We start from the raw sequence: 12,967 nt of genomic DNA on the forward strand, positions 1-12,967 counted from the left end.
CTTTGTTTGTACGCATTATCCGACGCATCGAAGCGGAATCAGAAATCAGTCCAGTGGACTGATTTCCCCGCGTAGACGCTTCGCACTTTTGCTGGAAATGCTCAATTCTCGGCCAGCAGGCGTTCTGCTGCTGCGCGCGCTTCGTCGGTAATGCTGGCACCGGCCAGCATGCGGGCAATCTCTTCCTGCCGCTCATCCACCCCGATGGAACGGATCGAGGTAGACATACGGTCTTCATTGGTCGCAGACTTGGCAATCAGGAAATGCGTGGAAGCACGCGCCGCCACCTGCGGCGCATGTGTGACCGAAAGCACCTGCACGCGCCCGGAAAGCCGTGCAAGGCGCTGCCCGATGGCATCTGCCACCGCACCGCCCACGCCGGTATCAATTTCATCGAATACGAGCGTCGGAGCAGAACCGCGATCCGCAAGCGCCACCTTCAGTGCCAACAGGAAACGTGAAAGCTCACCACCCGAAGCGACCTTCATCATCGGCCCGGCCCGCGTGCCCGGATTGGTGCGCACCCAGTATTCAACCGTATCGATGCCTTCCGCCGCCCGCGCTTGCGCATCAGTTGACATTTCAACGATGAATTCAGCACGCTCAAGCTTCAGTGCAGGCAGTTCAGCCATTACGGCAGCCTTCAGATGCTCCGCCGTCTCCTTGCGCAAACCGGAAAGCTTAGCCGCCGCAGTGTCATAGGCCGCCCGCATTTCGCTCGCCTGACCTTCAAGCTGGATCAGCTTTTCCGCTCCAGCGTCCAGGTCGGCGAGATCAGCATCCATCTTGTCGCGCAGCGCAGGCAATCCCTCCACCGCGACAGAATATTTGCGTGCGGCAGCGCGCAAAGCAAAAAGCCGTTCCTCGACCTGTTCCAGCACGCGCGGATCGAAATCGATCTCGCGCATGGCATGATCTATGCCGTCCTGCGCAAGAGCCAGACTGTTAAGCGCCTCATCGATTGCCCTGCAAACCGGCTCCAGCAGATGCGGTGCTTCCGGAATCTTGCGCTCCAGACGGCGCACAAGGCTCGCCAGCGTCGGTACAGGTGATCCCTGCCCCGAGAGCAACTCGCCAGCTTCGTTCACGTCACCGGCGATCTTTTCGGATTTCATCATGATCGCACGGCGCTCGGCGAGTTCTTCTTCCTCGCCGGGTTGCGGATCGAGCTTGGTCAGTTCTTCAACCGAAGAGCGCAGGTAATCGCCTTCACGCTCGGCCTGCTCGACGCGGGCACGATGCTTGGCAAGTGCTGTTTCCGCATCGCGCCAAGCCTTGTGACGCTCGCGAACCACTGCGGCCTCTGGCTCGAGACCGCCAAAAGCATCCAGCAATGTACGGTGAAGATCGGTATCGATCAGCGCGCGGTCGTCATGCTGGCCATGGATTTCCACCAGCCTGCGTCCGAGATCACGAAGGAGCGCGACGCTCGCCGCCTGATCGTTGATGAAGACACGCGTGCGACCATCGCCCATCTGCAGGCGGCGCAGAATGATGTCGCCATCATCGTCAAAACCGTTATCGCGCAGAAAAACCCGGGCAGAATGTGCGCCCGGCACATCGAACACTGCAGTCACCTGCCCTTGATCGGCACCATGACGCACCAACGAGGCGTCGCCACGCGCGCCAAGCGCCAGAGAAAGCGAATCAAGCAAAATAGACTTGCCCGCCCCGGTTTCACCGGTAAGTACGGACAAGCCTGTCTTGAACTCGATGTCGAGCCTTTCAATCAGAACAATATCGCGGATCGACAGGTGCGACAGCATGTGAGAATCAGCTTATGAGCCGCCGCCGGTGATGAGCGACGAAGCCTTGGCCAGCCACGAATTACCGTTTTCGCGTGGCTCAAGACCACCGCTCTGCAGAAGCTTGTAGCTGTCCTTGTACCACGGGCTGTCCGGATAGTTCTTGCCGAGAACCGAAGCGGCCATCTGGGCTTCCGACGTCAAGCCAAGCGCATAGTAGGCTTCGACGAGACGAGCCAGTGCTTCTTCCACCTGACGGGTATTGGAATATTCCTCCACAACGCCGCGGAAGCGCTTGATAGAGGCAAGGTATTCCTTGCGTTCCAGATAATAGCGGCCAACCTGCATTTCCTTGCCAGCGAGCTGGTCGCGGGCGAAACGGATCTTGGCCTTGGCATCATCCGTATATTCGGAATCCGGGAAACGATCGACCACTTCCTGCATCGCAGCGATTGCGCGACGGCTTGCAGCCTGATCGCGGGTCACGTCCGGAATCTGGCGGAAGTAGGAAAGACCGATGATGTAATAGGCATAGGCCGATTCAGGCGAAGTCGGGTAAAGCGTGTTGTAACGCTTCGCCATCGAGATCGCTTCTTCGTAATTGCCCTTGCGGTAGTTGGTGAAGGCAGCCATCACGAGCGACTTGCGTGCCCATTCCGTGTAGGGATGCTGGCGATCGACGGCGGCGAACTTCTTCGCAGCTTCATCAAGGCGACCTGCGTCCAGATTGGCGAGACCTTCATTGTAGGTTTTGTCGGCAGGATCAATCGTCTCGACATACTTGGTGAGATCGATGTCGTCGTCCTTGCTGGCACAACCGGCGAGCGGGATAAGAACGGCGATAGCGCCAGTCAGCAGCGCGGTTTTCGTCACACCCTTGAATTTGAAACTCGTCATGCGGTCTCCGGCCTTCTGACAGCGTCATTCCTGTTTGGAGTTGCGTGCTTCTAGCACTGCACGGCAGCTCCATCCATACAAATCATTCAGCTTCAGCGAATGTACGAACATAGCTGACGCTGTTTTGGCCGTCCATAAACCACATGCAGGCGAAATCGGCAATCGTCTAGTGGTCTGAATCCGCCGGACGGCGTATCGAAACGCGTAACCAGTGTGAATTGTCCCCGGTATTGGCTACCCGTATGGGTAGTTGCTCCCCGATCAATCCACCGTAGAACGGCGCACCGACTCAATTGTGAGGTGAACCGGCGAACACGGCTCAATTAAGGCCATGCGCCGATACATACTATTTCTTGGCTAAATTTAGAGCGCCCATGGAGCCGCTATATTCGGCTTCACAGCAACGAAATCCGATGCTCTCGAGTTCTGGCGAACACCCGAAGCCTCGACGATATCGAACGCCGTCTTGTCCGACAGCAGCGCCTTCACCGTTTCCGCATTCAGCCTGTGACCACTGCGGTAGGACCGGAAACAGCCAATGAACGGCAGACCGGCAAGTGCCAGATCGCCGACGGCATCGAGCGTCTTGTGACGAACGAATTCGTCCTTGAAACGCAGCCCGCCCGGATTGATGACAGAATTGTCGTCACCAATGACAAGCGAATTGTCGAGCGACGAGCCAAGCGCATGGCCGGAGGCCCAAAGACGTTCCACATCCTTCATGAAACCGAACGTCCGCGCGGTGGAAAGCTCCTTGCGGAAAGTCGCTTCGTCCACGTCGTCTGCAAATTTCTGCCGACCGATCAGCGGGCATTCGAAGTCGATCTCGACTTCAAACCGCGTACCGGCGAAGGGGCGGAATTCACCCCAGGAACCGCCAGCTTCGACGCGAACCGTTTTCAGAATACGGATAAAGCGGCGCTTCGCTTCCTGCGTGACGATACCTGCCTCATCGAAAGCTTCGATGAAACGAGCAGAAGTGCCGTCGAGAATGGGAACTTCAGGACCATCAATTTCAACGACAAGGTTATCAATGCCCAGCGCAGCGACCGCCGCCATCAGGTGCTCGACTGTGTCAATCTTGGATTCTTTCGGTCCGAGCGACGTGCAGAGGTCTGTTGCGCCAATCTGTGAGACATGGGCGCGCACTTCCGGCGCCTTTCCCTTCAGATCTGAACGCTGGAATACGATTCCCGTATCGGCATCGGCCGGGAAAAACGTCGCCGAAGCTGGAGCTCCGCCATGAACGCCGACGCCCGAAAGCGTAACCGCACGACCAATTGTCTTTTGATAAGCGCTCAAGAGAGTTCCAATCTGCTGAATAAAATGAATACAGGCCGTTTAAACGGAATTTCAACACAGCCCATTTCGCAATTCTTTGCGTCTATATGGATAGATATAGCTAAAATTGCGACAGGAAATACAGAGGGTTCACAAACTCGTGCTGCCCGAACCATACCCCGTTACAATTAAAATAATAATTTGCGTGACTTGAACAAAATCACGCTTTCTTACGAATGTTTTGATTTTGTTTACTGAAACGAAAAAGCCGCGGGGGTTACCCGCGGCTTTCCTATTCACTCACCGAAATGGCTCAGTTCGACTGACGGCGCAGGAAGGCCGGGATTTCGAGCTGATCTTCTTCCGAAGCTGCACGCGGCTGCGGACGACCCTGATCATCAAGCTGGCCGCGACGCGGTGCGTAGATGGACGAGTCCTGCTGCGGAGCGCGACGTTCAGCCGGACGCATGCCAGGTTCACGGTGCTGAGCCGGTTCCAGACGGGCTGCAGGCTGATCTTCCTCACGACGCGACAGACCATGAGTCAGGCGCTTCAGGAGGCTCATCGGGCCGCGCGGCTCTTCCTGTGCAGGCTGCTGCGGAGCACGACGGGCATTGATTTCAGCCTGTGCAACCGGCGGAAAATCCGAAACGGCAGGCATGCGCGGAGCAGGACGCGGTTCACGAACCGGCTGTTCATGCATCTGCGGCTGCTGGTAGGCCTGTGGCTGTGCTGCCTGATGACCTGCCGGTGCCTGCGGCATCGGTGCACGGGCAACCGGAGCGCGTTCGAAGGACTCCGGTGCCGGAGCCTGGAAAATGCGGCTCTGCGGACGGAATTCCGGCTCAGCAGAAGCCGCAGGAGCTGCCGGTGCGGCTGGAATTTCAGCTTCGGCAGACTGGATCGCCTGGGCAATCGGATCGACCTGACGCGGCTGTTCAACAACTGGAGGACGAAGTGCGCCATGCGGAGCCATTGGCTTCGCCTGTGCAGTCTGCTTTACCGGCTGGCGAAATTCCAGCGGCGCAGGCGCCGCGTCTCCTAACTGCTTATCGATACCGGTAGCGACGACAGAAACGCGGATGACGCCTTCGAGGCCTTCGTCGAAGGTTGCGCCAAGGATGATGTTCGCATCCGGATCGACTTCTTCGCGAATACGCGTAGCAGCTTCGTCGACTTCGAACAGGGTCATGTCGCGACCACCGGTGATCGAGATCAGGAGGCCCTTCGCGCCGCGCATCGAGGTTTCGTCGAGCAGCGGGTTAGCGATTGCAGCTTCGGCAGCAGCCATTGCACGGCCTTCGCCGGAAGCTTCGCCCGTACCCATCATGGCCTTGCCCATTTCGCGCATCACCGAACGAACGTCAGCGAAGTCGAGATTGATGAGGCCTTCCTTGACCATCAGGTCGGTGATGCAGGCAACGCCCGAATAAAGCACCTGGTCAGCCATTGCGAAAGCATCGGCGAAGGTGGTCTTGTCGTTGGCAATGCGGAAGAGGTTCTGGTTCGGAATGACGATAAGCGTATCGACGTTCTTCTGCAGTTCTTCGATGCCGAGATCGGCAGTCTTCATGCGGCGGGCGCCTTCGAAATGAAAAGGCTTGGTCACGACGCCAACGGTGAGGATGCCCCGTTCACGGGCAGCGCGCGCCACGACCGGAGCAGCGCCGGTGCCGGTGCCGCCGCCCATACCGGCGGTCACGAAGCACATATGCGTGCCATTCAGGTGATCGACGATTTCGTCGATGCACTCCTCAGCAGCCGCACGGCCAACTTCTGGCTGGGAACCAGCACCAAGACCCTCTGTAACGGCAGCGCCGAGCTGGATCATGCGTTCGGACTTCGACATCGTCAAAGCCTGAGCGTCGGTGTTGGCCACGACGAAATCCACGCCGCGCAGACCGGCATTGATCATGTTGTTGACCGCATTGCCGCCGCCGCCGCCGACACCGAATACGGTGATGCGGGGCTTCAGCTCGGTGATATCCGGCTTTTGCAGATTGATAGTCATAGGTCCTTGTTCCTCTTAAGCCTTACCACCGCTTCGCCGCCGCGGTGTGGATTGGTTGTTACCCAGATGGTCACGCCCCAATAATTCAACACGCTATTTCAACAGCTTACACAATACTTACTACTCAGAAACTCTCTTTCAGCCATTGGCTGACACGTTGAATGCGCCCACCCGTACCGGTCATGAGACCGGAGGAAGCCGCTTTCACCGACCGCTCTTCTATCCCGGCCACCTGCGGGTAAATCAGAAGTCCAACGGTCGCGGCAAAAGCTGCCCCCTTAGCCGCCTCAGGCAATCCCGCTATTCCTAGAGGACGCCCGATTCGTACATTTCTTGCAAGGATTCGCCTGGCTGCCTCTGGCATTCCTGGCAGCTGGCTTGCGCCGCCGGTCAGAACCACACGCTTGCCGACAATATGTCCAAGACCTGACTGGTTAAGCCTGTCGCGCACCAGTTCCAGCGTCTCTTCCACTCTTGCACGGATAATCCGCGTCAGCACCGAGCGCGGATATTGATTGGGTACATCACGCTCATCGTCGCCGATGGGCGGAACGGAGATGAGATCGCGGTCATCGGCAGCGCTCGGCAGAGCGGAGCCATACATAACCTTCAGACGTTCGGCATCTTCCATCCGGGTGGAAAAGCCGCGAGCCACATCCATCGTCACGTGATTGCCGCCGATTGCCACTGCATCGGCGTGAATGAACTTGCCTTCGGAGAAGACGGAGATCGTCGTCGTGCCGCCGCCCATATCGATGCAGGCCGCGCCCATTTCAGCTTCGTCGCCGACCAGAGCGGCAAGACCGCTGGCATAAGGCGTTGCAACGATGGCTTCCACCGACAAATGGCAGCGATTGATGCAAAGCTCCAGATTGCGCAGTGGCGCTGCATCGGCAGTCAGCACATGCATATCGACGCCAAGGCTGTCGCCCAGCATGCCGAGCGGATCGCGAATACCGCGTTCGCCATCGAGCGTATAGCCGACCGGAAGCGAATGAACGAGGTGACGCTCGGCTGCGAGCGCCTGCTTGGCACCGGCAGCCAGTACGCGGCGAATATCGGTCTGCTCGACTTCATGGCCGCCCAGATTAACGCTTGCCGTGAAGGTTTCGCTCTTGAGGCGACCGGCTGAAATATTGACGATCAGGCTATCGACGGTCAGACCAGCCATGCGCTCAGCTGCATCGACCGCAAGGCGGATCGACTGCTCTGCCGCATCCAGATCAATGATGACGCCCGACTTGACGCCGCGTGAACGCTGATGGCCGATGCCGAGCACTTCCATACGGTGCGTGCGACCTGGCAGCAGTGCGCCGCCTTCATGCGGACGCAACCGTGCGATGACGCAGGAAACCTTGCTCGATCCAACATCCAGAACCGTTAACAGGCGCACCTTGCGCCCTGCAGCTCCGCCTTGTGATGATCCCTTGCCGCCCAGAATACTCATACGCGCTTCCCCGTGCGGGATAGTTCTTTTTTACGCTCTGCCAGAAACTTCTGGCGCTGCTCCATGCCACTCGCAGTCAATTGAACAGTCACGCGATCATCGAGACGAAGATCGACCGCAGCGATATCGCGCGACAGAAGATGCTGGTCCTGATCGAGCTTCTCGACCTGCGCGAGCGCCTTCAGCGGATCGGTTTCCGGCAGCATGATGCGCACGCCATTATCCAGAAGCAGATCCCAGCGACGGTCGCCGACACGGATGTAGGCGCGAACCTTTCCGGCCAGACCCGGATAGGCAGCGATTTCATCAACGAAGCCCTTGACCTTCTTTTCCGCGCCCTCGCCCACGACGAGCGGCAACGAATTGTAACGGCCCGGACGGAACGGAACGATGGTATCGCCGGCGGCGTCGATCAGCGCCAAATCCTTGTCGTTTTGCCAGATGGCGAACGCCTTGCGTTCATGCAACGAGACAAGAACCGTACCAGGATAAACCTTGCGAACTTCTGCGCTTTCAACCCATGGCAGCTTGTCGATGGATTGGCGCGCTTCTTCAGCGCTCAGACCGACGAGAGATGTCTCGCCATCGAGATCGAGCTGACCCAGAATATCGATATCGGACGTCTCGTTGTTGCCGACGACCTTTATATCCTCAATTGCGAAACCGAGTGTGGAAGCAGTCGCCTTGACCACCTCCGGCGTGTGACCGCCAACCGCCATGCCATAAAGGCCGGTAGCACCAAGGAAACCCAGCATGCCGACAGTGCCTGCATGGCGCGGAATATTTACATTGCCTTGGAAAAGGCGAGCAGCAAAGCGAAACGGCTTGCGCAGGAAACGCGGCAGGACAAAAGCAGCACCCGTCGCTCCCGATGCATCCCGCATCGAGCCCGAGCGCCCATATCCGTCCGATTTTCCGTTCAACGCAAACAAGACGCGTCCTCCACCATCCAACTCAACAATTCACCGAAAGAGATACCAGCCGCTTTGGCGATATCAGGCACGAGCGAGGTAGGAGTCATCCCCGGCTGGGTATTGATTTCCAGCCAGATAACTTCGCCATCATCAGAGAAACGATCGTCGAAACGGAAGTCTGACCGGCTTACGCCCCGACACCCGATTGCCCGATGCGCCGTAAGGGCCATTGTTTGTATTTTTTGGTAAATATTTGGTAAAATTTTTGCCGGACACACGTGAGATGACGCGCCTGCAACATATTTTGAATCATAATCGTAGAACTGATGACCGACCGGAATGATCTCACACACGTCCATGACGCGGTCACCCATCACGGCACAGGTCAATTCCCGGCCGGGAATGTATTTTTCGACCAGAACCTCGGCACCGTAGTTCCACTCAGCCGAACTGATGATTTGCGGCGGATGCGTCTGATCCTCCTTGACGATCACGACGCCAAAGCTCGAACCTTCGCGAACAGGCTTGACCACGTAAGGCGGCTCCATCGGATGCTCAGTGCCGATCTCAAAACGGTTGAGCAGAAGCGAGGAAGCAACAGCAACACCGGCAGCAGCCGCAACCTTCTTGGCGCGGTCCTTGTCCATGGCGAGCGCCGATGCGAGCACACCCGAATGCGTGTAGGGAATCTGGAGATATTCGAGAACGCCCTGAATAGCGCCATCCTCACCGAAAGGGCCATGCAGCGCATTGAACGCAACGTCGGGCTTCAGTTCGGCAAGAACGCTGGCAACATTGCGATCCACATCAATACGCGTCACGCAATAGCCGCGCTCTTCAAGGGTCGCAGCGCAAGCCGTTCCGGAGGACAAGCTGACCGGGCGCTCCGAAGAGAAACCGCCCATCAAAACGGCGACGTGCTTTCCCGTCATGTTAGCATCCCCTCTGCGCAATCCCCTGCGCATCAATTAAACAGAATCCGAGTAACCCAGCAGCAAAGGCCGCAGGCACCCGCGGCAGGAAAATCCTGCCGAATCAAATCACTGTGTGGTTAACCCTAAAGAATCAGAGGATTGATTCCGTGACAAGACCCTATAGAAAGGGACGAACCTTACGCGTCGCTTGTGAAGGCAAAAAAGCCCGGAATATCAGGTAGAAAATCCGGGCAACTTTTTTATCAAAATTTTCCAAGAAACTCTTCTACCGCCTCGCCCTCGCGGAACAAACCGAGACGTTTGATTTCCCAATGAAGGCGAATACCCGAATTTTCAAAAACTCTGGCGCGAACCGTTTCGCCCAAAGTCTCCAGATCGAGCCCCGTTGCGGTGCCTGTATTGATCATAAAATTGCAGTGCATTTCGGACATCTGCGCGCCGCCGACGCGCAAACCGCGGCAACCTGCCTTGTCGATTTCCTTCCAGGCCGATGTGCCTTCCGGATTCTTGAAGGTCGAGCCGCCTGTCTTTTCGCGTACAGGCTGCACCGTCTCGCGATGATGCTGCACCTCGTCCATGGCTTGTTTGATCGCTTCATGCTCGCCGGGAGTTCCCTCGAACAAGACAGAGGTAAAAATCAGATCCGACGATGCTGAGGAATGCCGATACGCGTAGCCCATATCCGCATTGGAAAGCACATGCACCTCGCCCTTGCGATCAAGGGCGCGAACCTCCACGACGCGCTCGCGCGTTTCCACGCCGTTGGCGCCTGCATTCATGCGCAAAGCCCCGCCCATGCCGCCGGGTATGCCATGGTAGAAGTGGAAGCCAGCCAGCCCCGCTTCCAGCGCCGCTGCGGCCACACGCTTGTCAGGCGTCGCCGCGCCTGCCCGCAGTTGCGTCTCAGAAACCTGATCGACTTCGCCGAAGCCTTTTGCGGAAAGCCGCACGACAAAGCCTGGAACACCGCCATCACGCACCAGCAGATTGGAGCCGATGCCAACCACGAGAATCGGTACCTCTTCCGGCACAGCCTTCAGAAATGAGGAGAGGTCTTCTTCATCGGCAGGCTGAAACAGAACCTGTGCCGGTCCGCCAGCGCGGAACCAGGTGATCTTGTCCATGCCGGTATCGGGCGTCAGCCGACCACGCAAGCCCGACAATTTGCCGTCGAGCTTCTTCAGAAGCGTCTCGCCGCTTTCCATCTTACTTCTTACCCTGTTCTGCCAGTTCTTTCGGCAGTGCATATGCCCACTGCGTAATATTGCCTGCGCCGAGGCAGACTACGAAATCGCCCGGCTCTGCAATCGACGCGACCAACGGCGCCAGCGCCTCGGGGCCACTGGCATAGCGCGCATCGCGATGACCTGCGGTCTTGATGCGTGATACGAGCGCTTCGGAATTGACGCCTTCGATCGGGTCTTCGCCTGCCGTATAGACCGGCGTCACGATGACCGTATCGGCATCGTTGAAACATGCCGCGAATTCGTCGAACAGGCTTGCCAGACGCGTATAGCGGTGCGGCTGCACGATGGCGACAACACGACCTTTCGTGGCTTCGCGTGCAGCTTTCAGCACGGCGCGGATTTCAACCGGGTGATGGCCGTAATCGTCGAATATCTCGACGCCGTTCCATGTGCCCGTATGGGTAAAGCGACGCTTCACGCCGCCGAACGAGCCGAGACCGCGACGAATATCGTCGGCAGAGATACCCAGCTCATGCGCGACAGCGATTGCTGCCGTCGCATTGGATACGTTGTGCTGGCCCGGCATCGGCAGACGCAGATCCTTGATCTCGGTCGCCTCGCCCTTGCGGGAGCGGATCACGACATCGAACAGGCTCGCCGCGCCATCCATGCGGTGATTGACAAAACGCACGTCAGCCTGCGGGTTCTGGCCATAAGTCACAATACGGCGGTCTTCGATGCGGCTCACCAGAGCCTGCACTTCAGGATGGTCAAGGCACATCACGCCGAAGCCATAGAATGGAACATTCTCGACAAACTGCGCGAAAGCCGCGCGCACATTTTCGAAATTGCCGTAATGGTCGAGATGTTCCGGGTCGATATTGGTGACGACCGCAATATCGGCAGGAAGCTTGAGGAACGTACCGTCGCTTTCATCCGCTTCCACCACCATCCAGTCACCATCGCCCATGCGGGCATTGGTGCCATAGGCGTTGATGATACCGCCATTGATAACCGTTGGATCGAGGTGCCCGGCATCGAGCAAAGCCGCAACCATTGAGGTCGTGGTGGTCTTACCATGCGTACCGCCAATCGCAACCGCATGACGGAAGCGCATCAACTCGGCCAGCATTTCGGCGCGGCGCACGATAGGCAGCAGCTTTTCGCGTGCAGCAACCAGCTCGGGATTGTTCTTCTTGATCGCCGTCGAAACGACAACCACTTCGGCATCGCCGATATTTTCAGCCTTGTGGCCGACAAAGACCTCAATGCCTTTTTCACGCAGGCGCTGCACATTGGCACTGTCGGACTGGTCCGAGCCCTGCACATGATAGCCGAGATTGTGCAGCACTTCGGCAATACCGCTCATGCCGATGCCGCCAATTCCGATGAAATGGACAAGCCCGATATTCAGCGGCATTTTCATGGCCGAGTTCCTTCTTTGAATTCCTGAACAGATTTACCTGCTGCAATAGCCTCTGCCAGATCAGCAAGCAACCGCGCTGCATCCGGCTTACCAACGCTTTTTGCAGCTTTTGCTTGTGCTTCGAGGCGCTGTGGCTCATTCATCGCAGCCTGGAGTATCTCGGCAAGGCGTTCTGGCGACAATTCCGACTGGCGAACAACCTCGCCACCGCCGACAGCCGCGAGCGCTGCCGCATTCGCTGCCTGATCATGATCGAGCGCGTGCGGAAACGGCACCAACATCGCCGGACGACCGATCACGGTGATCTCAGAAACGGTCGAAGCACCGGACCGCGAAATCACGAACTGGGCATCCGCCATGCGTGCTGGCATATCGTTGAAAAACGGCGCAACATCAGCGGGAACACCAAGCTTCTTGTAAGCTTCGCGCACAGCGGCTTCGTCTTCCTTGCGGGCCTGCTGGGTGATCAGCAGCCGCGCCCGGTCCCTATCCGGCAGCAAGGCCACGGCAGCGGGAATGGCTGTCGAAAAGAACTGTGCGCCCTGGCTACCGCCAAAAACCAGCAGGCGGAAACGTTCATCCGCCTTGACCGGCTTGTAAGAAGTCTCAGCCGCGGCCAGAACTGGAGGACGCACAGGATTGCCGGTCGTGACCGTTTTTTCGGCATAGACCCCGCCGGTCTCGGGCAGAAAACCGCCTGCAATCGCTTTCACGCGGCCAGCAAGCCCTTTGTTGGCGCGGCCCATGACGGCATTCTGCTCGTGCACCATCGTCGGGATATTCATGTTGCTCGCGGCATAGAGCGGCGGCAGTGTTGGATAGCCACCAAAGCCCGCGACGAGTTTGGGCTTCAGCCGGCGGAACAATTTACGGGAATCGAGATTGCCCTGCCATAGTGACCAGAACGTCTTCAGGAGCGCTATCGGGTTGCGGCCTGCAATTGTTGCCGAACGAATGACATGAACATGATCTTCCGCGAAGGCACCCGCGAAACGCTGCGCGCGCGCATCGGTCGCCAGATGAACGTCCCAACCACGCGCCTTCAGTTCATGCGCCAGCGCTTCCGCCGGAAAAAGATGACCGCCCGTTCCACCGGCGGCCAGTACAATTACGCCTTTTACCAT

The 12,967-nt window shown here is 57.9% G+C and carries 10 protein-coding genes; all 10 read right to left on the reverse strand.

Going from position 1 to position 12,967, the window contains the following annotated elements:
• Positions 1 to 101 precede the first annotated feature (101 nt).
• Positions 102 to 1,766 carry a DNA repair protein RecN gene (recN, locus tag KWJ32_RS13140; protein ID WP_094513915.1) on the reverse strand — a complete coding sequence of 555 codons (1,665 nt, stop codon included), beginning with the start codon at positions 1,764 to 1,766 and terminating at the stop codon, positions 102 to 104.
• A gap of 12 nt (positions 1,767 to 1,778) precedes the next feature.
• Positions 1,779 to 2,642: an outer membrane protein assembly factor BamD gene (locus tag KWJ32_RS13145; protein WP_010659737.1), complete on the reverse strand. Its 864-nt coding sequence runs from the start codon at positions 2,640 to 2,642 to the stop codon at positions 1,779 to 1,781.
• 363 nt (positions 2,643 to 3,005) lie between these two features.
• The gene (gene lpxC, locus KWJ32_RS13150) at positions 3,006 to 3,944 is read right to left on the reverse strand and encodes a UDP-3-O-acyl-N-acetylglucosamine deacetylase (RefSeq protein ID WP_012091755.1); all 939 of its coding nucleotides are present in this window, start codon (positions 3,942 to 3,944) and stop codon (positions 3,006 to 3,008) included.
• A gap of 292 nt (positions 3,945 to 4,236) precedes the next feature.
• The gene (gene ftsZ / locus KWJ32_RS13155; RefSeq protein ID WP_012091754.1) at positions 4,237 to 5,934 is read right to left on the reverse strand and encodes a cell division protein FtsZ; all 1,698 of its coding nucleotides are present in this window, start codon (positions 5,932 to 5,934) and stop codon (positions 4,237 to 4,239) included.
• Positions 5,935 to 6,058: 124 nt separating this feature from the next.
• On the reverse strand, positions 6,059 to 7,381 hold the full coding sequence (gene ftsA / locus KWJ32_RS13160; RefSeq protein ID WP_012091753.1) for a cell division protein FtsA: 1,323 nt from the start codon (positions 7,379 to 7,381) through the stop codon (positions 6,059 to 6,061).
• A complete protein-coding gene (locus KWJ32_RS13165; protein ID WP_040129183.1) occupies positions 7,378 to 8,313 on the reverse strand; it encodes a cell division protein FtsQ/DivIB in 936 nt (311 codons plus the stop codon). The genes ftsA and KWJ32_RS13165 overlap by 4 nt, the downstream gene beginning before the upstream one ends.
• A complete protein-coding gene (locus tag KWJ32_RS13170; RefSeq protein ID WP_012091751.1) occupies positions 8,301 to 9,227 on the reverse strand; it encodes a D-alanine--D-alanine ligase in 927 nt (308 codons plus the stop codon). The genes KWJ32_RS13165 and KWJ32_RS13170 overlap by 13 nt, the downstream gene beginning before the upstream one ends.
• 245 nt (positions 9,228 to 9,472) lie before the next feature.
• Positions 9,473 to 10,435 carry a UDP-N-acetylmuramate dehydrogenase gene (gene murB / locus KWJ32_RS13175; protein ID WP_012091750.1) on the reverse strand — a complete coding sequence of 321 codons (963 nt, stop codon included), beginning with the start codon at positions 10,433 to 10,435 and terminating at the stop codon, positions 9,473 to 9,475.
• Between the two features lies 1 nt (position 10,436).
• Complete coding sequence (murC, locus tag KWJ32_RS13180; protein WP_012091749.1) at positions 10,437 to 11,843, reverse strand: UDP-N-acetylmuramate--L-alanine ligase; 1,407 nt, start codon at positions 11,841 to 11,843, stop codon at positions 10,437 to 10,439.
• Positions 11,840 to 12,967, reverse strand: a complete 1,128-nt coding sequence (gene murG, locus KWJ32_RS13185) for an undecaprenyldiphospho-muramoylpentapeptide beta-N-acetylglucosaminyltransferase (protein ID WP_012091748.1) — start codon at positions 12,965 to 12,967, stop codon at positions 11,840 to 11,842. Before murG ends, murC begins: the two co-directional genes overlap by 4 nt.

The organism is Ochrobactrum sp. BTU2 (assembly GCF_024539785.1).
Lineage (GTDB): Bacteria > Pseudomonadota > Alphaproteobacteria > Rhizobiales > Rhizobiaceae > Brucella > Brucella anthropi.

Excerpts from the sequence above, each read along its gene's own strand:
- recN (WP_094513915.1), bottom strand. The coding sequence starts at position 1,766 with ATGCTGTCGCACCTGTCGATCCGCGATATTGTTCTGATTGAAAGGCTC.
- KWJ32_RS13145 (WP_010659737.1), bottom strand. The coding sequence starts at position 2,642 with ATGACGAGTTTCAAATTCAAGGGTGTGACGAAAACCGCGCTGCTGACT.
- ftsZ (WP_012091754.1), bottom strand. The coding sequence starts at position 5,934 with ATGACTATCAATCTGCAAAAGCCGGATATCACCGAGCTGAAGCCCCGC.
- ftsA (WP_012091753.1), bottom strand. The coding sequence starts at position 7,381 with ATGAGTATTCTGGGCGGCAAGGGATCATCACAAGGCGGAGCTGCAGGG.
- KWJ32_RS13170 (WP_012091751.1), bottom strand. The coding sequence starts at position 9,227 with ATGACGGGAAAGCACGTCGCCGTTTTGATGGGCGGTTTCTCTTCGGAG.
- murB (WP_012091750.1), bottom strand. The coding sequence starts at position 10,435 with ATGGAAAGCGGCGAGACGCTTCTGAAGAAGCTCGACGGCAAATTGTCG.
- murC (WP_012091749.1), bottom strand. The coding sequence starts at position 11,843 with ATGAAAATGCCGCTGAATATCGGGCTTGTCCATTTCATCGGAATTGGC.
- murG (WP_012091748.1), bottom strand. The coding sequence starts at position 12,967 with ATGGTAAAAGGCGTAATTGTACTGGCCGCCGGTGGAACGGGCGGTCAT.